This is a genomic window from Enterobacter sp. JJBC, assembly GCF_036936505.1.
GTDB lineage: Bacteria > Pseudomonadota > Gammaproteobacteria > Enterobacterales > Enterobacteriaceae > Enterobacter > Enterobacter hormaechei_C.
The window spans coordinates 1,820,545-1,842,565 of sequence record NZ_CP136935.1 but is presented as its reverse complement, the minus strand read 5'-3'; the positions used below and the strand labels follow the sequence as shown (position 1 = coordinate 1,842,565).

Sequence of the window (22,021 nt, the reverse complement as noted above, 5' to 3'; positions counted from 1 at the left end):
TATATCCCCAAGAGACTCTGACATAGCCATGCCTGAACACTATCGTTTTTCCTTGCCTGTAAAAGCAGGTGACCAACGCCAGCTGGGCGAACTGACAGGCGCGGCCTGCGCCACGCTGGTGGCGGAAATTGCCGAGCGGCATCCAGGGCCGGTGGTGCTGGTTGCCCCGGACATGCAAAACGCCCTGCGCCTGCACGACGAAATTCGTCAGTTCACCGACAGTCTGGTATTCAGCCTGGCCGACTGGGAAACGCTTCCCTACGACAGTTTCTCTCCGCACCAGGAGATCATCTCCTCGCGCCTGTCGACGCTGTATCAGCTCCCCACCATGCAGCGCGGCGTGCTGATTGTGCCGGTGAATACCCTGATGCAGCGCGTCTGCCCGCACAGCTATTTGCACGGCCATGCGCTGGTGATGAAAAAAGGCCAGCGCCTGTCGCGCGATGCCCTGCGCGTGCAGCTGGATGGAGCCGGCTATCGACATGTCGATCAGGTGATGGAGCACGGCGAATACGCGACGCGCGGTGCGCTGCTTGATCTCTATCCGATGGGCAGCGATCAGCCGTACCGTCTGGATTTCTTCGATGATGAGATCGACAGCCTGCGCGTGTTCGACGCCGACACCCAGCGCACGCTGGAGGAAGTGGACTCTATTAATCTGCTGCCCGCCCATGAGTTCCCGACGGATAAAACCGCCATCGAACTGTTCCGCAGCCAGTGGCGCGACAGGTTCGACGTGAAGCGTGATGCCGAACATATCTACCAGCAGGTCAGCAAAGGCACCCTTCCGGCCGGGATCGAGTACTGGCAGCCCCTGTTCTTTAACGAACCGCTGCCGGCGCTGTTCAGCTACTTCCCGGCAAATACGCTGATTGTTAACACCGGGGATATCGACGCCAGCGCCAGCCGCTTTGAAAGCGAAACGCGCGCCCGCTTTGAAAACCGGGGCGTTGACCCGATGCGTCCGCTGCTGCCGCCGGAAATGCTGTGGCTGCGTACCGACGAGCTCAACGCCGAGCTGAAACGCTGGCCGCGTATGCAGCTCAAAACCGATTCGCTTGCCGATAAGGCCGCCAACACTAACCTCGCCTTCCGGATGCTGCCTGACCTGGCCGTTCAGGCGCAGCAGAAATCCCCGCTCGATAATCTGCGCAAGTTTCTTGAGTCCTTCACCGGGCCGGTGGTCTTCTCCGTTGAAAGTGAAGGTCGCCGTGAAGCGCTGGGCGAACTGCTGGGAAGGATCAAAGTCGCGCCAAAGCGTATTCTTCGCCTGAGCGAAGCGACCGGAAATGGCCGTTACCTGATGATCGGCGCCGCCGAGCACGGATTCATTGATACGCTCAATAACCTGGCGTTGATATGTGAAAGCGACCTGCTGGGCGAGCGCGTCGCGCGCCGTCGTCAGGACAGCCGTCGCACCATCAACCCGGACACCCTGATCCGCAACCTGGCCGAACTGCACCCCGGTCAGCCGATTGTTCACCTGGAACACGGTGTGGGTCGCTATCAGGGGATGACCACCCTCGAAGCAGGTGGCATCAAAGGTGAATACCTGATGCTGACCTACGCTAACGACGCCAAGCTGTATGTTCCGGTGTCGTCCCTGCATCTGATCAGCCGCTACGCCGGGGGCGCGGAAGAGAATGCGCCGCTGCACAAGCTGGGCGGCGATGCCTGGGCGCGTGCACGCCAGAAAGCGGCGGAAAAAGTGCGCGACGTGGCCGCCGAGCTGCTGGATATTTACGCTCAGCGTGCGGCCAAAGAAGGGTATGCGTTTAAGCATGATAAAGAGCAGTACCAGCTGTTCTGCGACAGCTTCCCGTTTGAAACTACGCCGGATCAGGCCCAGGCCATCAACGCCGTGCTGAGCGACATGTGCCAGCCGCTGGCGATGGATCGCTTAGTCTGCGGCGACGTGGGCTTCGGTAAAACCGAGGTGGCGATGCGCGCCGCTTTCCTGGCGGTTGAGAACAACAAGCAGGTGGCGGTGCTGGTGCCGACCACCCTTCTTGCCCAGCAGCACTTCGACAACTTCCGCGACCGCTTCGCCAACTGGCCGGTACGTATCGAAATGTTGTCCCGCTTCCGCAGTGCCAAAGAGCAGACGCAGATCCTGGAACAGGCAAGTGAAGGCAAAATTGATATTCTGATCGGCACTCACAAGCTGCTGCAAAGTGACGTGAAGTGGAAAGATCTGGGGTTGCTGATCGTTGACGAAGAGCACCGCTTCGGGGTGCGCCACAAAGAGCGCATCAAAGCGATGCGCGCCAACGTCGACATTCTGACCCTGACCGCAACGCCGATCCCGCGCACCCTGAACATGGCGATGAGCGGCATGCGCGATCTGTCGATAATCGCTACCCCACCGGCGCGCCGTCTGGCGGTGAAAACCTTTGTTCGCGAGTACGACAATCTGGTGGTGCGCGAGGCGATCCTGCGCGAAGTGCTGCGCGGTGGCCAGGTCTATTACCTGTACAACGACGTTGAAAATATTCAGAAAGCCGCCGACAGGCTGGCAGAGCTGGTGCCGGAAGCGCGCATCGCCATTGGTCACGGCCAGATGCGCGAGCGCGAGCTGGAGCGGGTAATGAACGATTTCCACCACCAGCGCTTTAACGTGCTGGTGTGTACCACCATCATTGAGACCGGAATCGACATTCCGACGGCGAACACCATCATCATCGAACGGGCGGATCACTTCGGCCTGGCTCAGCTGCACCAGCTGCGCGGGCGGGTCGGGCGTTCGCACCATCAGGCCTACGCCTGGCTGCTGACGCCGCATCCGAAGGCAATGACCACCGACGCGCAAAAGCGTCTGGAAGCGATCGCCTCGCTGGAAGATCTGGGCGCTGGCTTTGCGCTGGCGACCCACGACCTGGAGATCCGCGGCGCCGGTGAGCTGCTGGGTGAAGACCAGAGCGGCTCCATGGAAACCATCGGTTTCTCGCTGTATATGGAGCTGCTGGAAAATGCCGTCGACGCGCTTAAAGCCGGACGTGAACCGTCTCTGGAAGATCTCACCAGCCAGCAGACCGAAGTGGAACTGCGCATGCCTTCCCTGCTGCCGGATGATTTTATTCCTGACGTGAATACCCGTCTGTCGTTCTACAAACGCATTGCCAGCGCGAAAAGCGAAGGCGAGCTGGAAGAGATCAAAGTCGAACTGATTGACCGTTTTGGGATATTGCCCGATGCGGCGCGCAACCTGCTGGATATTGCCCGCCTGCGTCAGCAGGCGCAGAAGCTGGGCATTCGCAAACTTGAAGGCAATGAGAAAGGCGGCGTAATTGAGTTTGCCGAAAAGAACCACGTCGATCCGATGTGGCTGATTGGCCTCCTGCAAAAACAGCCGCAGCATTTCCGTCTTGATGGCCCTACGCGTCTGAAATTTACTCAGGATCTGACGGAACGTAAAACCCGCATGGACTGGGTGCGTAACTTTATGCGTCAGTTGGAAGAGAACGCCATCGCATAACGGTTTCCCCCGCCAGCGCCCGGCTGGTGGGGGACAATTTACAAACTCTTTGCACTTCGCCCGATCTTCCCGACTATACATTCGCCATAATTATCATTAACGTCTTATAAAACAATAACATTATCATTTGTATGGATTATCATAATGATGATTTCTTCGCGTTTTACCCGCTGGTTAACTCTGGTTGCGCTGGCCGCGACGGTTGCCGTCGCGCTCCCTGCTCGCGCCAATACCTGGCCTCTTCCGCCCGCCGGCAGCAACGTCGTAGGTGAAAACCGCTTTCACGTGGTTGAAAACGATGGCGGCTCGCTGGAAGCGATTGCCAAAAAATATAACGTCGGGTTCCTGGCGCTGTTGCAGGCCAACCCGGGGGTAGATCCGTACATGCCCCGGGCGGGCAGCGTACTGACGATTCCGCTGCAAACCATCCTGCCGGACGCGCCGCGTCAGGGCATTGTGATTAACCTCGCCGAGCTACGTCTGTATTACTACCCGCCGGGCAAGAACGAAGTGACCGTCTACCCTATCGGTATTGGTCAACTGGGGGGCGATACGCTCACACCTACCATGGTCACCACCGTCTCTGATAAGCGCGCTAATCCTACCTGGACCCCGACGGCAAACATTCGCGCCCGTTATAAAGCTCAAGGTATCGACCTGCCCGCCGTGGTACCTGCTGGCCCGGATAATCCGATGGGGCATCATGCAATTCGCCTGGCGGCATATGGTGGGGTTTATCTTCTGCACGGAACGAATGCGGATTTCGGGATCGGGATGCGCGTCAGCTCCGGCTGCATTCGCCTGCGCGATGACGATATCAAAACGCTCTACCGCGTGATCGCCCCTGGCACGAAAGTGAATATCATTAATACGCCGATTAAAGTATCTGAAGAGCCAGGTGGCGTCCGTCTGGTTGAGATCCACCAGCCGCTATCGAAAAACATCAATGACGATCCGCAGACGTTGCCGATTAATCTGAATGCCTCCATGGTGAGCTTTAAAACGAATGCCAACACCGATGGCGCAGTGATGGAGCGGGCGATGGAAGCACGTTCGGGGATGCCAACCGATGTTACGCGGCATCATGAGGTTGCTCAGCAGTCAATGTAAAGCAGCAATAACGACAAACGCCCTGCATCAGCAGGGCGTTTTTTATTGCAGTGGCATAACGGAGGGTTGCGTTACGCTTATTTGTAGATAATTGCGGTACCGTGCAGGGTGTTAGGACCGGTCACAGAGGTGATGCGGAATGATTTCGCACCCATTTCGTCAGCTTTTTGCGCCAGCTGATCTTCCAGAGAGCCTAGGTTAGTCCCGGCAGTGGCAGAGATGGTACCGACTTTCTGCTGGTCTGCTGGAGTGGATTGCACTTCAACAGCAGCGAAGCTTGCGAAAGAGAGTGAACTCAGAACGGCGGCAGCGATGAGGGTTTTAACGTTTTTCATGATTTTATACCTTTAGGCAGATGATGTAGTGGTCGTTAGTTATTTAGTTAACGATCGATAGGTAAATGATAGATGTGATCCAGGTCACACGTCAACTCATTTTTATAATGATCGTTAAATTAATTTCATTTGCCTTATATTTCAAAAAGATAAAATTAAATTATTTTTCAGAAATCACCGCTGGTCGTTGCAGACGTTTATTTTTATAATGACTATTCAACAAAACAACAGAGGACCAACGGCACATGACAACCGATGTCACGCGTTGCGCAAAGAAAAGCCGTGGCCGACCAAAAGTGTTCGACAGGGATGCGGCGCTCGATAAGGCCATGACGCTCTTCTGGCAGCATGGGTATGAAGCCACGTCGCTTTCCGATCTCGTGGAAGCTACGGGTGCTAAAGCCCCTACCCTGTACGCAGAGTTCACCAACAAAGAAGGCTTATTCCGGGCCGTTCTGGACAGATACATCTCGCGCTTCGCGGCAAAACATGAAGCCCAGCTATTCTGTGAAGAAAAAACGGTTGAGCAGGCATTACAGGATTATTTCACGGCAATCGCGACCTGCTATACCAGCAAGGACACGCCTGCGGGGTGTTTTATGATCAACACCTCCGCGACCCTCGCGGCATCGTCTAAAGAGATTGCCAACACGGTCAAATCGCGACATGCGATGCAGGAGGAGACGCTCAGCACGTTTCTGGCTCAGCGTCAGCTGCGCGGCGAAATCCCGGCGCATTGCCGTCCGCAGGAGCTGGCCCAGTATCTGAGCTGTATTTTACAGGGGATGTCCATCAGCGCCCGTGAAAGCGCGACGCTGGAAAAATTGCAGGGGATTACGCACACAACGCTGCGCCTGTGGCCTGAACTTCTTAAACTCTGACGCAAAAAAAAGCTCCTCAGCCTGAGCGCATGAGGAGCTAAGTTCAGAGAACAACTTTTTTACACTTTGTTATTCAGTATCAGCTGACCATTGCTGTCGAGAGGGATCTGCGTACCAGGATCTTTATCCATGCGGATTTTGCCCTGCTGATCGCCAATTTTGTAGGTTACGTCGTAGCCCAACATTTTTTCAGACTTGTCATACACGGTTTTACAGCGCTGCTGCGTTGTGGTGTAGGTATCATTTTCCTGCATCGCGCCCTGTACCTGGTTACCGGCATAACCGCCACCCAGCGCACCAACCACCGTCGCGACATCCTTACCACGGCCGCCACCAAACTGATGACCAATCACCCCACCAGCAACCGCGCCCAGCACGGAGCCAGCGATACGGTTTTCATCCTGAACTGGACGACGATGGGTGACAGAAACATTACGGCACTCCTGACGAGGCGTCTTGACCGTCTCTTTGATCGGTGTAGCGGAAACCACCTGCGCATACTGCGGGCCACGATCAAGTACGTTCAGACTGGCAACGGCAGCCACACCTAACGCAGCTGCGACGCCAATCCCTATACCCGCCAACATTGATTTATTCACGGGACTTCCTCCTTTGTTGCAATTGGTAGCAATTTTGCAGCGCAATAAACGCTTCGCCAATAAGATAAAGGATCAAAATCAGGGTTGTTGGCCGGGACAACGTGGGTTTAAGAGAACTCTTAAGCGTCAGGAGGGAAATGCACAGCATGATGTGCTAAGAATTCCCTCCGGAGGGTCCGGAGGGAGAGAGAAATTAGTGCAGCTTCAGGCGTGGACGGATCACGCGGTTGATGCGGCCAACCAGCATCATCAGGCCGGTTTTGAAGTAGCCGTGCAGCGCAATCTGGTGCATACGGTACAGAGAAATGTACACGAAGCGGGCGATGCGCCCTTCCACCATCATGGAGCCGCGCATCAGGTTACCCATCAGGCTGCCCACGGTGGAGAAGTTTGAGAGCGACACCAGAGAGCCGTGGTCTTTGTAGACATAGGCTTTCATCGGTTTGCCTTTTATCTGCGCCAGGATGTTATGCAGCACGAGGCTTGCCATCTGGTGCGCAGCCTGAGCGCGAGGCGGGACAAATCCGCCTTCCGGACGTGCGCAGGAGGCACAGTCGCCGATGGCGAAGATTTCCGGATCGCGCGTGGTTTGCAGCGTCGGCTCTGTCACCAGCTGGTTAATGCGGTTTGTCTCCAGCCCACCGATATCTTTCATGAAATCAGGCGCTTTGATCCCCGCAGCCCAGACCATCAGGTCGGCCTGGATGTACTCGCCGTCTTTGGTATGCAGGCCGCCCTCATCCGCGCTGGTCACCATGGTCTGGGTCAGCACGCGCACGCCCAGTTTAGTCAGCTCGTTGTGCGCCGCGCCGGAAATACGCGGCGGAAGCGCAGGCAGAATGCGTTCACCTGCTTCCACCAGCGTCACATTCAGCGCTTCGTTAGTCAGCCCTTTGTAGCCGTAGCTGTGCAGCTGTTTGACCGCATTGTGCAACTCCGCCGATAATTCAACGCCCGTTGCGCCGCCGCCCACGATAGCAATGTTGACCTTGCCGTTAGCACCCATGTTGTTGGTGTACTTCAGGAACAGGTTAAGCATCTCCTGATGGAAACGACGCGCCTGATGCGGGTTATCCAGGAAGATGCAGTGCTCTTTTACGCCTGGGGTGTTGAAATCATTGGAGGTACTGCCCAGGGCCATCACCAGCGTGTCATAGGCCAGCTTGCGCTCAGGAACCAGCAACTCGCCTTTATCATCACGCAGCTCAGCCAGCGTGATGGTTTTGTTTTCACGATTGATATCCACCACCGAACCCAGCTGGAACTGGAAGTGGTGGTTACGCGCATGCGCCAGATAGCTGAGCGCATCCACGCCCTCATCCAGCGACCCGGTCGCCACTTCGTGCAGTAACGGCTTCCACAGATGGCTGTGGTTACGATCCACCAGCGTGATTTTGGCTTTCTTACCGCGACCCAGTTTCTTACCCAGCTGCGTCGCCAGCTCCAGTCCGCCAGCACCACCGCCGACAATCACTATCTTTTTCAATGGCGTAGTCAACGTGACCCCCTCAAATTATTAACCAATTGTTAATTAAAAGTTATATAAATAACCCTTAATTAACAACAGGTTACTGCGCTGAAACCATTCAGATTCATTGAGAATAGCACGTCAGGCGCATTGGTCATACCAAAATTGATATGTATCAAGTTTTGATGGTTTAAAAGTAGACAACTCTGACAAAAAAGAGGCCCGGTACGCTTTCACGTACCGAGCCTTTATCAGGTTCAGGGAGATCAGCCCAGCGTTTTAAAGGCTTTAATACGTTGCAAGTGCGGGGAAATGTTTTTGAACTTGTGGGTCTGCTCTTCGTCCCAGACAATTTCGTAGTAATGGTGCAGAAGCTCGGCGGCGCGGGAGCTGTTCAGCGCTTCATCGTTGCGGGAGAGGATCACCAGACACCGATCGCGGTTCTTTTCACGGAAATTGCTCACGCATTTGGTGGCGATGTCGGCGTACTCCTCCGGGCGATCGATTTTGCCTTCCATGTTTTCGTTCGGAAACAGGTTAGGATTAAAAATGACCTGACGGATATCGCACAAAAAACCGATGCGCTCTGCCCAGTATCCTCCTAACCCCACGCCGCAGATCAGCGGGCGATCGTCGATATTGAGCTGCAACATTTTATCCACTTCTTTAAGCAGATGCTGCATGTCATGCTTCGGATGACGTGTGCTGTAACTGATCAGCCGGACATCCGGATCGATAAACTGCAATTGCAGCACTTTCTCATGATTACCAGGACTGTTTGAGTCAAAACCGTGTAAATAGATGATCATCGTCTCACCACGCTACGCCTTCCGGGATGAATTAAAGGGCTGCTTTATGTGCCTGCCAGCGCTCGTTCAGGGCTTCAAGCCGGGCGTTTACCGTTTTCCAGCGCGCCGAGTCCATCAGCTCCTGACGACTAAATGAACCTTTATGATACAATTGTGTAACACGTTCAGCATTGATCGGCGACAGGTTATCCAGCACGCTCACCGCCCCTTTACGATTATTGCAGACGAGGATCATATCGCAACCCGCATCCAGCGAAGCCTGCCCACGTTCGGCATAGCTACCCATAATCGCCGCCCCTTCCATGGATAAATCGTCAGAGAAAATTACGCCATTGAAGCCTAACTCCTGACGCAGCACGGTTTTCAGCCAGTGTGGAGAGCCGCTGGCCGGACGCGGATCGACCTCACTGTATATGACGTGCGCAGGCATGATGGCATCCAGCTTGTTATCAGCGATCAACGAGCGGAAAACCGACATATCTTTAGCGCGAATGTCTGCTTCCGGGCGCGGATCGCGCGGGGTTTCTTTATGGGAATCCGCCGTCACCGCCCCGTGGCCCGGGAAATGTTTGCCGGTGGTTTTCATGCCCGCAGCATGCATACCGTCAATAAAGCGCGTCGCCATTGCCAGCGCAATACGCGGATCGTCATGATACGAACGCTCACCAATTGCCGCGCTAATGTGTCCTACGTCCAGCACCGGGGCGAAGCTGATGTCGATATCCATGGCGATCATCTCGCTGGCCATCAGCCAGCCGGCATCCTGCGCCAGTTGACCGCCCTCTTCGATCCCCAGCAGCGCAGCAAAAGATTGCGCGGCGGGTAAACGGGTAAACCCTTCGCGGAAACGCTGCACACGCCCACCTTCCTGGTCTACGGCCACCACCAGGTGATTGCGCGACGCCGCACGGATCTGGCGAACCAGCTCACACAACTGCTCCGGATCATGATAATTGCGGGTGAAAAGAATCAGCCCCCCTACCAGCGGATGCGCCAGAATTTCGCGCTCTTCCGCATCCAGCTCAAATCCTTCGACATCCAACATTACTGGACCCACACCAACCTCTCTTATCCTTTCGTTTGTAACTGACGCCAGGCATCATTTGCCAGCGCAATAAATTGTTTGTCACCTGTCTGCTGAAGGCGCATTTCAAACCATCCCGCCATCAGCATCAACACCCACGGACGCCAGCGCGCGACCTGCCGCGCAAGGGTGAGCGCATTGATGTTGGCGTTTCGGGCATAGGCGGTTATCAGCTGCTCGCGCGACGCCTCATCAGGCATCCAGACCGCAGCAAGTTCGAGCGCCACGTCACCGTCTCCGGCATATTCCCAGTCGATAAGTTTCTCGCCTGCCGTGGTATGAACGATATTCCCCGCGTGGACATCCATATGCAGCGGCGCCAGACGTAACGCCTGCGGCTCTCCCGCTTTACGCAACCGCTTAAGCTGCGCCAGCCAGTAGGGCGTGCGTCGTCCAGGCGCAGCCTGCTGCCAGTAGTGATCCAGCAAAGGAAGTAACGTTACCCGCCAGCCCAGACGCGGCTGGCGATGCAGATGATACAGCATGGCTGCCAGCGCAGGCGTATCGGGAAGCTCGCTTTTGATCTCACCCGCAATAAACGCCACCGCCATCCAGTCTCTGATAAAGAGATGAGGTTGTGGCGCAAGGTCGGCGGGCAGGCGCTTCAGGGCGCGGAACTGGCGACGAAAATGGGAGGCAGGCGCGGCGGCATCGTGATGCTGACGTAAAACCAGCCGATGGTCGCCATGCTCAATAATGCAACTCGCGCCGCCAAGCCCGGCGGGGGCTTGCGGCGCGATAACATGGTATTGAGGGAAATAACGCGTCAGGACCTCATGACGCGTGCGCTTATTGTTGCGTAACGGCACCTTTACCTGACCAGATAATTTCGCCGGTCTGAACCAGCATTAACTGCATCTGCAACGACGGCGTGTTCACGTTGCCTGTCGCGTTAGAATAAAGGACATACTGCGCGCCAACGTTGCGGGCAATACCAATCGCTTTACTGCGCGAACCCAGGCTGTCCTGAGGCGACAGACCAAGCTGCTGCTTGGCGACCGCGAGCTGCTGAGCAGAGACCAGCGTAAATTTACCGTTGTTTGCCAGCGCGTTGCGCAGGGTTTCCGTCGCTTCTCCCGCATTCAGGGAACCGTTTGTACGGTTGTTCACGCTGTCCACCAGCAGCACGCTGCCGGGCGTAACACCCTGTGCCTGCAACATTTTGCCCACCATCGGCTGCATTGCGCCATTCCAGTCATAGTGGCGTACTCGCGGCGCAGGCTGTGCGGTGTCGTCCGGATGTTCGATCGGGCCAGGCTGCGCCGGAATGGTCGGTACAGACGGCACGGTTGGAACAGGCTGCGCTGGCGTTGTTGGCTGTTCCGTTCCCGGCTTCGCCTGATCCACCGGTGCAGGTTCTTCCGTTCGCGTCACACAACCCGCCAGAAAGAGTGCAAAGGCACTCAGGAGCGCATAACGGCTCATTGTTTTAATCAAGGTTCACTCCTTACAAATAAAGATAAAGTCTCACCTTATGTGCACCCAGATAGCTGGCGCTGCCGTAGAGCGTGACCGACGATCTTGCCTGGATGGTCACGCTGCGCGGCGCCTCAAGCGGGTGCATCTCAAGACCTCTCACGTCATACCAGTAGAAGCGATAATGCACCGTCACTGGCTCTTGCCTTTCGTTATAGAGCGTAGAAGAGGCTGAAGACTGGATTTCGCTTATGGTCAGCGAAGGCTTCTCCGCCGTGATGCCCGCAGCAAGCACTGAGGACTCCATCACCAGCGTCTGTTCTTCACTGACCGGGATGGCGGGACGCGCGCTGCACCCAACCATTACCAGCGTCACGATCAGCGCTGCAATACGCCCAGTTAACATATTAAAGACCTTTATGTGCCAGCATCGGTCCCAGTGGACGTCCACCCAGCAGATGCATATGAATATGATAGACTTCCTGGCCGCCATGGCGATTACAGTTCATGATCAAACGGTATCCGTCTTCAGCAATCCCTTCCTGCTCAGCGATTTTCGCGGCCACCGTCAGCATACGGCCCAGCGCCACTTCATGCTCGGTTTTAACGTCATTAACGGTCGGGATCAGAATATTGGGAATAATAAGGATGTGCGTCGGCGCCTGGGGAGAAATGTCGCGGAAAGCCGTGACCAGTTCATCCTGATAGACAATATCCGACGGAATTTCGCGGCGGATAATTTTACTGAAAATCGTTTCTTCAGCCATGACCTTTTCCTTTTAAGTTTAATCTGGCGTCGTGCGTCCGTTGTTAACACACATTGTCTGATTTACTGCGTGACACAAGACAAGAGTATGAGCGAGTTTCTCCTGTCCTTTCAACCTTCTCCCGTGATTTCTTTCCTGATTGTCCCCCATCTGGCTGAAGAGGCATCGCTTTAGGACATTTCTTTTCTGAAACCTTATTTCAGTTCATCCCGAAACATCTGTTTACAGCGTTAATCACAATGCGTATATTTCGCATTTGCATTTTCATGCGCATTTTTAACATAGAAAACGACGTCAGCCCGTGCTAGCGGGACTGTCGCGAAATACCTTCACCATTCACTAAGGGTTTGATGATGTCTTTCATTAATCACACCAGGGATGGGCAACGTCAGCCTGCCGCAACACCTTCGTTGCTGGCCGCCTGCATTGCTATGGCATTGACGCCAACCGCCGCTTTCGCTGCTTCAACCACCGAAGATACCGTTGTCGTTGACGGGGGTTTTGACAACACACAGGATCTTTCTGCCAGCCAGGATCAGGATTACAGCGTAAAAACCACCACCACCGGCACCAAACTGTTGTTGGTTCCCCGCGACATCCCACAGTCCTTCAGCGTTATCAGCCAGCAACGTATGGCTGACCAGAATCTGCAATCCATCGGACAGGTGCTGACGAACACCACGGGCATTACGGCCCAGGTGCAGGACAGCGACCGTACCGTGTTTTACTCACGCGGCTTTTTCGTCAGCAACTACGCCTATGACGACTTGCCAACCTCCATCAGTGAAGTGTGGAACTTTGGTGATACCGCCGCCGATACCGCGATTTATGACCGCATTGAAGTGGTTCGCGGCGCCACCGGCCTGATGTCCGGCACGGGGAACCCGGCGGCGTACGTTAATATGGTGCGTAAGCACGCGGACAGCCCGGAATTTAAAGGTAACGTCTCCGCCAGCTACGGCAGCTGGGACAAGCAGCGCTACGTGCTGGATCTCCAGGCGCCGCTGGTAGAGTCAGGTAAGGTACGGGGTCGTCTGATCACCGGTTATCAGGACAACGACAGCTTCGTGGATAACTACCACTACCGGAAGAAATTCCTCTACGGCGTGATGGACGCGGATGTCACCGACAGCACGACTCTCTCGGTAGGGTATGAGTATCAGGAAAGCCATACCGCCGACCCAACCTGGGGCGGACTGCCGACCTGGTACAGCGACGGAAGTAAGACTAACTACAATCGCAGCCAGACCGTCGCGCCTGACTGGGCCTATTCGGATAAAGACAGCACCCGCATCTTCGCTAACCTGACCCAGCGTTTCGATAATGGCTGGGAAGCGCACATCAACGGCATGCATGCTGAAACCAACTTTGACTCTAAGCTGATGTATATGTCCGGCTATCCGGATAAAGAGACCGGCGCGGGCCTGGTGGGTTACGGCGGCTGGAACCGCGGGGAACGTAAACAGGATGCGGTCGACGCCTTCCTGCGCGGCGGCTTCGATCTCTTTGGTCGTCAACATGAAATGATGTTCGGCGGCAGCTTCAGCCGTCAACGTAACCATTACGACAACTCCATGCCGGATGCGGTATACGGCATGGTGGATGTCGGCAACTTTAAGAACTGGAACGGGAACATCGCCGATCCGCAGTGGACGCCGTGGAAACTCTACAGCAAGGATGATATTCGCCAGTCTTCAGCCTATTCTTCGGCTCGTTTCTCGCTGGCCGATCCGCTGCACCTGATCCTGGGCGCGCGCTACACCCAATACAATATTCGTTATAACCCGGCAGGATCGCCGAATACCCGTCTGGAAAGCACCAAAGATGATGTCACGCCGTACGCTGGCCTGGTGTATGACATCAATGAGGACTGGTCGACCTACGTCAGCTATACCTCTATCTTCCAGCCGCAGGATAAGCGCGATGCCAACGGACGTTATCTCGACCCTACCACGGGCAAAAGCTACGAAGCCGGGGTGAAGGCAGACTGGTTTAATACCCGCCTCACCACCTCACTGGCGATTTTCCGCATTGAGCAGGATAACGTCGCCAGCAATACCTACACCTACATGCCGAGCGGTGAGTCGATCTATGAATCGCTGGACGGGGTGGTCAGCAAAGGGGTCGAGTTCGAGCTCAACGGTGCCCTGACCGATAACTGGCAGCTGACCTTCGGCGCGACGCGTTACATCGCAGAAGATAAGAATGGCAACGCCGTCAGCTCCGATCAGCCGCGCACAACCATGAAGCTCTTCACCCGCTATCAGCTGCCAATGCTGCCGGAGCTGACCGTGGGCGGTGGCGTAAACTGGCAGAACAAGGTATGGACGGACGTGGAAGGCGGTCCGGCAGGACGTTCCCGCGCGGAGCAAGGCAGCTATGGGCTGGTGAACCTGTTCAGCCGTTATCAGGTCACCAAAGATTTTGCGGTACAGGCTAACGTCAACAACCTGTTCGACAAAGAGTATTACGACTACGTCGGATCGTATGCGGTGTATGGCGCGCCGCTGAACGTCTCGGTGAGCGCGAGCTACGATTTCTGAGTGACAGAAGCCCGGTGGCGCTGCGCTTACCGGGCCTACCCATCACGTAGGCCAGGTAAGGCGCAGCCGCCACCCGGCACCACAAGCCGCAATAATAAAAAAGGCAGCCATTCGGCTGCCTTAGTCTCCCCAGGTCACAGCTTAGTTGTTGCGGATGTACTCATCCATTTCAGTTTTCAGGTTATCGGATTTAGTACCGAAGATTGCCTGAACACCAGAACCTGCAACAACGACGCCCGCTGCGCCCAGTTTTTTCAGACCCGGCTGGTCTACTTTCGCAACGTCGGCAACGCTCACACGCAGACGAGTGATACACGCGTCCAGGTTAGTGATGTTCTCTTTACCGCCGAAAGCAGCTACCAGAGCAGGCGCCATTTCGCTGGTCGCACCGGCTTTGCTGTCTTCCGTTGCATCTTCACGACCCGGCGTTTTCAGGTCCAGTGCTTTGATCAGCACGCGGAAGACGGTGTAGTACACCACTGCGTAGCCTGCACCCACGATTGGGAACAGCCACAGCTTGCTGCTGTTACCGGACAGAACGATGAAGTCGATCAGACCGTGAGAGAAGGACGTACCGTCACGCATACCCAGCAGGATACAGATTGGGAATGCCAGACCTGCCAGTACCGCGTGGATGATGTACAGGATCGGCGCAACGAACATGAAGGAGAACTCGATCGGCTCGGTGATACCGGTCAGGAACGAGGTCAGCGCTGCGGAGATCATGATACCGCCCACTTTTGCACGGTTCTCTGGTTTAGCAGAGTGCCAAATCGCAATTGCGGCAGCTGGCAGACCGTACATTTTGAACAGGAAGCCACCAGACAGTTTACCTGCCGTTGGGTCACCCGCCATGTAGCGTGGGATGTCGCCGTGGAACACCTGGCCTGCTGCGTTGGTGTATTCACCAATCTGCATCTGGAATGGAACGTTCCAGATGTGATGCAGACCAAATGGTACCAGGCAGCGCTCAATGAAGCCGTAGATACCGAACGCCACAACCGGGTTCTGGTAAGCCGCCCACTGAGAGAAGGTCTGGATTGCCGTACCGATTGGTGGCCAGATGAAGGACAGGACAACACCGGTGAAAATCGCGGCCAGACCAGAAATGATCGGCACAAAACGTTTACCCGCGAAGAAGCCCAGATACTCAGGCAGCTTGATGCGATAGAAGCGGTTAAACATGTACGCTGCAATCGCACCGGAGATGATACCACCGAGAACACCGGTGTCTGCCAGGTGCTTAGCGGCAATCTCTTCAGCAGGTAAATGCAGGACCAGCGGCGCAACCACAGCCATGGTTTTCACCATGATGCCGTAAGCAACAACGGACGCCAGAGCGGATACACCGTCGTTATTGGTGAAGCCCAGAGCAACACCGATAGCGAAGATCAGCGGCATGTTAGCAAAAACAGAACCGCCTGCTTCGGCCATCACGTGGGAAACTACGGCTGGCAGCCAGCTGAAGTTTGCAGAACCGACACCCAGCAGGATACCTGCGATAGGCAGTACGGATACTGGCAGCATCAGCGATTTACCGACCTTTTGCAGGTTAGCAAATGCATTCTTAAACATAATTGAGAGTGCTCCTGAGTATTTGTGCTTTTTTTACGTTTTCACGCATTGGCCCGGGGGGAGTACCGCGCCGTGGACAGGACATCTAAGCGCCCTTTATTTATTACACAGAGTAAAATAATTCCCTCTGAGTTTGTTTGACGGCTATCACGTTTCAGTTCAAGACGGCCAAAAAACTTGCAGATATTTACATAAAGCATGTCTGGATGTGTCTAAAAACGCCATCACCGCCCCAAATGAGGCGGTGAACTTTACTCGTTTTACTTATTAATTACGAGCCTAAAAATAACAGGTGTATCAGACAGATTGCAGGCGGGCGGGGTCGATATGGAACAGGCTGGCGAAGTTTTTCGTTGTCACGCGAGCCAGTTCTTCGATACTGACACCTTTCAGAACGGCCATATACTCAGCGACATCCCGGGTCATCGCTGGCTGATTCTCTTTGCCGCGATGAGGCACCGGCGCCAGGTACGGGGAATCGGTTTCCACCAGAATACGATCCAGCGGAACATAGCGCGCCGCATCACGCAGTTGCTCAGCATTGCGGAACGTGACAATCCCCGAGAATGAAATATAAAAGCCTAAATCAAGCAGCTTACCCGCCGTTTCTCTGTCTTCTGTGAAACAGTGTAGTACGCCACCGCAATCCGTCACCTTTTCTTCCCGCAGGATCGCCAGCGTGTCGGCGCGCGCATCGCGGGTATGAACGATAACCGGCTTATTCAGCTCACGGCCAATACGGATGTGGTTGCGGAAGGATTCCTGCTGGCGAGGTTTTGTTTCGGGGGTGTAGAAATAGTCCAGACCGGTCTCGCCCATCGCCACTACGCCCTCTTCTGCGGCAAGACGGCGTAAATCCTCAACGTCGTAAGCTTCATCCTGATTCAGCGGATGCACACCGCAGGAGAAGACGACATTATCGCGCTCGCCTACCAGTTCACGCATGGAGCGGTAACCCGGCAACGTGGTCGCCACGGCCAGGCAAAATTTCACATCGCGCGCGGCGGCTTTCGCCAGCACGTCGTCCACATTTTTATGCAGGGATTGATAATCCAGGCCATCGAGATGGCAGTGTGAGTCGACTAAAAACATAATGTCTCTCTCAGAGGTGGGAAACCGGCGGTATGACACCCGGTTGCAGGTAGTGTTCGATACGCAGTAACTGGTCGGTCAGTAAAAGCTCGCGATTGAGACCGGTTACCGTCAAAAGTTGTTCACGACTCTGGCAGATATCATGAAGGATAGCGTGCAGCGACTGCCCTGACAGGCGATTCGCAAGTGTGGTGACCAACGCCCACACGTCAGGGTTAGTCAGAAGCGTAGCCCCCTGCTGGATTTTGAGCGCATCCAGCAGCAGTGCGGCCAGCCAGTGCAGCCGTTCCGGAGCCTGATCGCTGTTCAGCGCTGGCAGCATGCTCAGCCAGTCATGGCTGTCGAGGGCTGATTCAACCGCACGACACAGCGTTTCACGCTGGGACCACACCTCCGGCTGCAATAAGGCCAGCGCAGCCGCAGGCGCACCGCTGCACAGGCGCAACGCCGAGCGCGCCGCGTCTTGTGACACCGTCACTTCTCGCTCAAGCCAGGCGAGCGACCAGGATTCCTGAGGGACAGCGAGGTGGTGAAGACGGCAGCGACTGCGCAGCGTCGCCAGCAAGCGTTCCGGCTCGCGGCAGGAGAGGAAAAACCAGGTGTTCTCTGGCGGCTCTTCCAGGGTTTTTAACAGGGCGTTGGCTGCGGCTTCCGTGAGCAGCGCGGCGTCTTTCAGCCACACCACTTTCGCCCCGCCCAGACGCGCATATTCGTACAGTTTCTCACTGACCTCACGCACCGCGTCGATACCGAGCGTATTTTTGCCTTTCTCGGGTTCGAGGGTGTAATAGTCAGGATGCGTGCCCGCCTGCATGAGCTGGCAACCCCGGCACTTACCGCAGCTTTTATGTCCTTCCGGCTGTTGGCACATCAGAAAGCGGGTGATGGCGTAAATCAACGCATCATCACCCATTCCCGGAAGCGCCTGGATCAGTAACGCATGATGCCCCCGACCAACCTGATAGCTGCCGATCAGCTGTTCAAAGTGTGGGCGCAACCATGGATACCATTTCATGCCTGCTGCTCCTGTAGCCACTGCGTAACTGTCTGCTGAATATCACGCGTAACGTCTTCAAGGGATTGCGTCGCATCGATGGTACGAATGGTCTTGTCCTGCCCGGCCAGCTCCAGATAACGCGCACGGGTGCGGTTAAAGAAATCAAAAGATTCCTGTTCAATGCGGTCCAGTTCGCCGCGGGCACGGGCGCGCTTCAGGCCCACCTCAGGGGTCACGTCCAGATACAGCGTCAGGTCAGGACGGAAATCGCCCAGAACCGCGTCGCGAAGCGTAGCCAGCATGGTCTGGTCGATACCCCGGCCACCGCCCTGATATGCCTGGGTTGAGAGATCGTGGCGATCGCCAATCACCCATTTCCCTTCTGCCAGAGCGGGTTTGATCACCGTCTCCACCAGCTGAACGCGCGCCGCATAGAACATCAGCACTTCCGCTTTGTCGGTAATAACTTCATCGCCAACGGATTTGATATCCAGAACCAGGCTGCGCAGTTTTTCCGCCAGCTGCGTACCGCCCGGCTCGCGGGTGAAGACCATATCGGCAACGCCAAGCGACGTAAGCGTATCCACCACCACGTTACGGGCAGTTGTTTTGCCCGCCCCTTCGAGTCCCTCAATGACAATGTATTTACTGCGCATTTTTTTCCTTAAGTGCCTTCAGATAGTCCTGAACGGAGCGATTGTGGCTGGCCAGGTTGGTATTGAACGTGTGCCCCCCTTTTCCGTCAGCCACAAAATAGAGATACGGCGTTTTGGCCGGGTGCGCGGCGGCCTTCAACGATGCTTCACTCGGCGTCGCAATCGGTCCAGGCGGCAGGCCGCTAATCACGTAGGTATTATACGCCGTTGGCGTCTCCAGATCTTTTCTGGAAATCCTGCCGTTGTAGTTTTCGCCCATGCCGTAGATGACGGTAGGATCGGTTTGCAAACGCATGCCGATGCGCAGACGGTTAATAAACACCGAGGCAACCTGGTCACGTTCGGCAGCAACGGCCGTCTCTTTCTCGATGATCGAGGCCATCGTCATGAACTGGTTTTGATCTTTATAAGGCAGGCCTTCTGCTCGCCCTTCCCAGGCAGCGTCTACCGCCGCGACCATTTTGTTGTGCGCGCGCTTCAGCATGGCCACATCCGTCGTGCCTGCCGTATACATCCACGTATCGGGCCAGAACCAGCCTTCCACCCACTCGGGATGTTCGAATTTTAAGGCGTCTGCCACGGTCTGATAGCGGTCATCTTTCAGCGTATGCTTGATGTACGGCGCGTCACGCAGCTGCCTGAGGTAATCGCTCAGACGCATACCTTCCACGAAACGCAGCGGGAACTGGGCTTCTTTACCACTTTCCAGCAGTTGCAGCATCTCGCGCACGGTCATGCCAGGGGTAAAGCGATAGGTACCGGCTTTGAAATGGGACAGGTCCGGTTCAATACGCAGCAGCCACTGGAATACGCGTGGGCGAAGGATAATTTTGTCGTCATACAGCTGCTGACCAAGCGCCTGCCGCCCGGTCCCCGCTTTCAGGGTAAAAATCGTCTCGTCTTTTATCAGGATCTGACTCTCCGCCAGCTGACGGACTTTCCACACTCCCGCTCCGCCAGCGAGACCTAACGCAACGATCAGAAGGAGGACAAAGCGTAACATTTTCTTCATGACTACCTGGTTTGCTCACATAACGGGGCCAGAAACTGGAACAGCTCGCGGGATGACCAGCATTTGCGGCCATAAGCGCGAACGGGGACAACGGGCATCAGCGCATTGCAGATAACGACTTCATCGGCAGCCAACAGAGCCTCTTCCTTAGCGTTGACTTCGACAACGCGAAAGCCTGCGCGTGCCAGCTGGTGCATACAAAACTGCCGCATAATGCCGTTGACGCCGGCCTGCTCCAGCGAAGGCGTGAACACGTCACTGCCCTTCCGCCAGAGTAAATTAGCCGCACAGCATTCCGTAATGTACCCTTCGCTGTCAAGAACCAGCGCCTCCCCGGCCTCCGTCTGCTCAAGATGAGTACGAATTAGCACCTGTTCAAGGCGGTTGAGGTGTTTTATGCCAGCGAGCATCGAGTTTCTTCCCAGACGTACCGGACTTAGCGCCAGGGCTACGCCCTCTTCACGCCAGTGCGCATAATGGGAAGGATAATCTGAAACGGAAAGGATCCGCGTAGGATGCAGACAGGCAGAACCGCTATAGCCCCGGCCACCGCTCCCGCGGCTGATAATGACTTTCAGGACGCCGCTTGCTTTTTCTGACGCCAGCCGACGCATCTCACTTTCAAGAATGTCCCACTGCGAGAAGGGGATCAGTAATGTTTCGCAGGCTTTTTGTAAACGAAGGATATGGGCCCCGAGCAGGCACACGTCACCGTCGAGAATACGCGCAGTCGTGAAACAGCCATCGCCAAACTGGGTCGCCCTGTCGCTTGCCGGCAGCGTGTCTTGCTCAAGGCCATTAATCAAAAACATAGTGGCTCCTTATGCGTGGAGGCTCAGTCTGGCAGGATGTGAACAGCCGGACAAGGGGATTTCGCCTAATAAAAAAGGCCCGGCAAGCGGACCTTTTTTATCGTCAGCGACCAACCAGACTCAGACCTTTTTGAAGATCAGAGAACCGTTAGTCCCACCGAAGCCGAAGGAGTTACACAGGGTATACTCCATACCGCTAACCTGGCGCGCTTCGTGAGGAACGAAGTCCAGATCGCAACCTTCATCCGGGTTATCCAGGTTGATGGTTGGTGGTACAGCCTGATCGCGCAGCGCGAGAATAGAGTAGATTGACTCTACTGCCCCCGCAGCGCCCAGCAGGTGACCGGTCATGGATTTCGTGGAGCTCACCAGCACACGGCTGGCAGATTCGCCGAAGATAGACTTAACAGCCTGCGCTTCTGCTTTATCGCCCGCAGGGGTAGACGTCCCATGCGCGTTAACGTAGCCAATCTGTGCCGGCGTAATGCCCGCATCACGGATGGCGTTTTCCATCGCCAGCGCAGCACCTGCGCCATTCTCTGGAGGAGACGTCATGTGATAAGCATCGCTGCTCATGCCAAAGCCAACAACTTCAGCATAAATTTTCGCGCCACGTTTTTTCGCGTGTTCGTACTCTTCCAGTACGATCATGCCTGCACCGTCACCCAGCACGAAACCATCACGGTCTTTATCCCACGGACGGCTCGCCGCCTGAGGATTATCGTTTCGGGTAGAGAGCGCACGCGCTGCACCGAAACCACCGACGCCCAGTGGGGTACTGGCTTTTTCAGCGCCGCCCGCAACCATAGCATCTGCATCGCCGTACGCAATGATACGCGCGGCCTGGCCGATGTTATGCACGCCAGACGTACAGGCTGTCGCGATTGAGATGCTTGGGCCACGCAGGCCGAACATAATGGTCAGGTGACCTGCCACCATGTTGACAATCGTAGACGGAACGAAGAACGGGCTGATTTTACGCGGGCCGCCATTCATCAGAGATGTATGGTTTTCTTCAATCAGACCAAGACCGCCAATCCCGGAGCCGATAGCGGCGCCGATACGGGTCGCGTTCTCTTCCGTAATCTCAAGGCCAGAATCCTGCATGGCCTGAACGCCAGCGACAATTCCATATTGAATGAAGGCATCCATCTTGCGCTGTTCTTTGCGCGAGATGATCTCTTCACAGTTAAAATCCTTTACTAAGCCAGCAAATTTCGTTGCATAGGCGCTAGTATCGAAATGGTCGATTAGGCTGATGCCGCTCTGACCGGCAAGGAGAGCTTTCCAGGTGGACTCTACGGTATTGCCGACAGGAGACAACATGCCAAGTCCGGTCACAACTACACGACGCTTAGACACGCTTGTCCTCCAGGGAGGGATAAAAAAA

At 55.6% G+C, this 22,021-nt stretch carries 20 protein-coding genes; 4 read left to right on the top strand and 16 right to left on the bottom strand.

The window, feature by feature from the left end; genetic code table 11:
- The first annotated feature begins 28 nt into the window (after nt 1–28).
- The gene (mfd, locus tag RY075_RS08785; RefSeq protein WP_023315819.1) at nt 29–3,475 is read left to right on the top strand and encodes a transcription-repair coupling factor; all 3,447 of its coding nucleotides are present in this window, start codon (nt 29–31) and stop codon (nt 3,473–3,475) included.
- A gap of 144 nt (nt 3,476–3,619) precedes the next feature.
- Nucleotides 3,620–4,585 (top strand): L,D-transpeptidase family protein, encoded by a 966-nt coding sequence (locus RY075_RS08780; protein ID WP_338628433.1) that lies wholly within the window; start codon nt 3,620–3,622, stop codon nt 4,583–4,585.
- A 77-nt stretch (nt 4,586–4,662) separates the two neighbouring features.
- Here the strand turns inward: RY075_RS08780 and bhsA are convergent, their stop codons facing one another.
- Nucleotides 4,663–4,920 carry a multiple stress resistance protein BhsA gene (gene bhsA / locus RY075_RS08775; protein ID WP_045345718.1) on the bottom strand — a complete coding sequence of 86 codons (258 nt, stop codon included), beginning with the start codon at nt 4,918–4,920 and terminating at the stop codon, nt 4,663–4,665.
- Nucleotides 4,921–5,165: 245 nt separating this feature from the next.
- Between bhsA and RY075_RS08770 the strand changes: the two genes are divergently transcribed.
- Nucleotides 5,166–5,801, top strand: coding sequence for a TetR/AcrR family transcriptional regulator (locus tag RY075_RS08770; protein ID WP_232967568.1), 636 nt, complete (start codon nt 5,166–5,168; stop codon nt 5,799–5,801).
- 59 nt (nt 5,802–5,860) lie between these two features.
- On the opposite strand, the gene RY075_RS08765 is transcribed toward RY075_RS08770, so the two are convergent.
- The 8 genes from RY075_RS08765 to hinT form a co-directional block, all read right to left on the bottom strand.
- Nucleotides 5,861–6,400: a glycine zipper 2TM domain-containing protein gene (locus tag RY075_RS08765; protein ID WP_017384715.1), complete on the bottom strand. Its 540-nt coding sequence runs from the start codon at nt 6,398–6,400 to the stop codon at nt 5,861–5,863.
- A gap of 193 nt (nt 6,401–6,593) precedes the next feature.
- A complete protein-coding gene (locus tag RY075_RS08760; RefSeq protein WP_232967570.1) occupies nt 6,594–7,898 on the bottom strand; it encodes an NAD(P)/FAD-dependent oxidoreductase in 1,305 nt (434 codons plus the stop codon).
- Between the two features lie 236 nt (nt 7,899–8,134).
- Nucleotides 8,135–8,677, bottom strand: a complete 543-nt coding sequence (gene ycfP / locus RY075_RS08755) for an alpha/beta hydrolase YcfP (RefSeq protein ID WP_006809239.1) — start codon at nt 8,675–8,677, stop codon at nt 8,135–8,137.
- Nucleotides 8,678–8,708: 31 nt separating this feature from the next.
- Nucleotides 8,709–9,734: a beta-N-acetylhexosaminidase gene (nagZ, locus tag RY075_RS08750; protein ID WP_232967572.1), complete on the bottom strand. Its 1,026-nt coding sequence runs from the start codon at nt 9,732–9,734 to the stop codon at nt 8,709–8,711.
- Nucleotides 9,735–9,745: 11 nt separating this feature from the next.
- Nucleotides 9,746–10,570: a thiamine kinase gene (gene thiK, locus RY075_RS08745; RefSeq protein WP_023324458.1), complete on the bottom strand. Its 825-nt coding sequence runs from the start codon at nt 10,568–10,570 to the stop codon at nt 9,746–9,748.
- Nucleotides 10,551–11,195: a penicillin-binding protein activator LpoB gene (lpoB, locus tag RY075_RS08740; protein ID WP_085929697.1), complete on the bottom strand. Its 645-nt coding sequence runs from the start codon at nt 11,193–11,195 to the stop codon at nt 10,551–10,553. The genes thiK and lpoB overlap by 20 nt, the downstream gene beginning before the upstream one ends.
- A 13-nt stretch (nt 11,196–11,208) precedes the next feature.
- On the bottom strand, nt 11,209–11,583 hold the full coding sequence (locus RY075_RS08735) for a YcfL family protein (RefSeq protein WP_232967574.1): 375 nt from the start codon (nt 11,581–11,583) through the stop codon (nt 11,209–11,211).
- Nucleotide 11,584: 1 nt separating this feature from the next.
- Nucleotides 11,585–11,944, bottom strand: a complete 360-nt coding sequence (gene hinT / locus RY075_RS08730; protein ID WP_006809243.1) for a purine nucleoside phosphoramidase — start codon at nt 11,942–11,944, stop codon at nt 11,585–11,587.
- A gap of 353 nt (nt 11,945–12,297) precedes the next feature.
- Here hinT and fhuE point away from each other — a divergent pair, with 353 nt between their 5' ends.
- The gene (gene fhuE / locus RY075_RS08725) at nt 12,298–14,487 is read left to right on the top strand and encodes a ferric-rhodotorulic acid/ferric-coprogen receptor FhuE (protein WP_338628640.1); all 2,190 of its coding nucleotides are present in this window, start codon (nt 12,298–12,300) and stop codon (nt 14,485–14,487) included.
- 141 nt (nt 14,488–14,628) lie between these two features.
- On the opposite strand, the gene ptsG is transcribed toward fhuE, so the two are convergent.
- The 7 genes from ptsG to fabF all read right to left on the bottom strand — a co-directional run bounded on the left by ptsG (nt 14,629) and on the right by fabF (nt 21,993).
- The gene (gene ptsG / locus RY075_RS08720; protein WP_003857942.1) at nt 14,629–16,062 is read right to left on the bottom strand and encodes a PTS glucose transporter subunit IIBC; all 1,434 of its coding nucleotides are present in this window, start codon (nt 16,060–16,062) and stop codon (nt 14,629–14,631) included.
- A 297-nt stretch (nt 16,063–16,359) separates the two neighbouring features.
- Nucleotides 16,360–17,154, bottom strand: coding sequence for a metal-dependent hydrolase (locus RY075_RS08715; protein WP_003857943.1), 795 nt, complete (start codon nt 17,152–17,154; stop codon nt 16,360–16,362).
- Between the two features lie 10 nt (nt 17,155–17,164).
- Nucleotides 17,165–18,169 (bottom strand): DNA polymerase III subunit delta', encoded by a 1,005-nt coding sequence (holB, locus tag RY075_RS08710; RefSeq protein ID WP_003857944.1) that lies wholly within the window; start codon nt 18,167–18,169, stop codon nt 17,165–17,167.
- The gene (tmk, locus tag RY075_RS08705; RefSeq protein WP_003857946.1) at nt 18,166–18,807 is read right to left on the bottom strand and encodes a dTMP kinase; all 642 of its coding nucleotides are present in this window, start codon (nt 18,805–18,807) and stop codon (nt 18,166–18,168) included. The genes holB and tmk overlap by 4 nt, the downstream gene beginning before the upstream one ends.
- Complete coding sequence (gene yceG, locus RY075_RS08700) at nt 18,797–19,819, bottom strand: cell division protein YceG (RefSeq protein ID WP_155023273.1); 1,023 nt, start codon at nt 19,817–19,819, stop codon at nt 18,797–18,799. Before yceG ends, tmk begins: the two co-directional genes overlap by 11 nt.
- A 2-nt stretch (nt 19,820–19,821) precedes the next feature.
- Complete coding sequence (gene pabC / locus RY075_RS08695) at nt 19,822–20,631, bottom strand: aminodeoxychorismate lyase (RefSeq protein ID WP_155023274.1); 810 nt, start codon at nt 20,629–20,631, stop codon at nt 19,822–19,824.
- Between the two features lie 120 nt (nt 20,632–20,751).
- Nucleotides 20,752–21,993, bottom strand: coding sequence for a beta-ketoacyl-ACP synthase II (gene fabF / locus RY075_RS08690; protein ID WP_003857950.1), 1,242 nt, complete (start codon nt 21,991–21,993; stop codon nt 20,752–20,754).
- Nucleotides 21,994–22,021 lie beyond the last annotated feature (28 nt).

Excerpts from the sequence above, each read along its gene's own strand:
- RY075_RS08715 (WP_003857943.1), bottom strand. The coding sequence starts at position 17,154 with ATGTTTTTAGTCGACTCACACTGCCATCTCGATGGCCTGGATTATCAA.
- tmk (WP_003857946.1), bottom strand. The coding sequence starts at position 18,807 with ATGCGCAGTAAATACATTGTCATTGAGGGACTCGAAGGGGCGGGCAAA.
- bhsA (WP_045345718.1), bottom strand. The coding sequence starts at position 4,920 with ATGAAAAACGTTAAAACCCTCATCGCTGCCGCCGTTCTGAGTTCACTC.
- RY075_RS08735 (WP_232967574.1), bottom strand. The coding sequence starts at position 11,583 with ATGTTAACTGGGCGTATTGCAGCGCTGATCGTGACGCTGGTAATGGTT.
- hinT (WP_006809243.1), bottom strand. The coding sequence starts at position 11,944 with ATGGCTGAAGAAACGATTTTCAGTAAAATTATCCGCCGCGAAATTCCG.
- holB (WP_003857944.1), bottom strand. The coding sequence starts at position 18,169 with ATGAAATGGTATCCATGGTTGCGCCCACACTTTGAACAGCTGATCGGC.
- fhuE (WP_338628640.1), top strand. The coding sequence starts at position 12,298 with ATGTCTTTCATTAATCACACCAGGGATGGGCAACGTCAGCCTGCCGCA.
- ycfP (WP_006809239.1), bottom strand. The coding sequence starts at position 8,677 with ATGATCATCTATTTACACGGTTTTGACTCAAACAGTCCTGGTAATCAT.
- RY075_RS08770 (WP_232967568.1), top strand. The coding sequence starts at position 5,166 with ATGACAACCGATGTCACGCGTTGCGCAAAGAAAAGCCGTGGCCGACCA.
- RY075_RS08780 (WP_338628433.1), top strand. The coding sequence starts at position 3,620 with ATGATGATTTCTTCGCGTTTTACCCGCTGGTTAACTCTGGTTGCGCTG.
- ptsG (WP_003857942.1), bottom strand. The coding sequence starts at position 16,062 with ATGTTTAAGAATGCATTTGCTAACCTGCAAAAGGTCGGTAAATCGCTG.
- pabC (WP_155023274.1), bottom strand. The coding sequence starts at position 20,631 with ATGTTTTTGATTAATGGCCTTGAGCAAGACACGCTGCCGGCAAGCGAC.
- mfd (WP_023315819.1), top strand. The coding sequence starts at position 29 with ATGCCTGAACACTATCGTTTTTCCTTGCCTGTAAAAGCAGGTGACCAA.
- yceG (WP_155023273.1), bottom strand. The coding sequence starts at position 19,819 with ATGAAGAAAATGTTACGCTTTGTCCTCCTTCTGATCGTTGCGTTAGGT.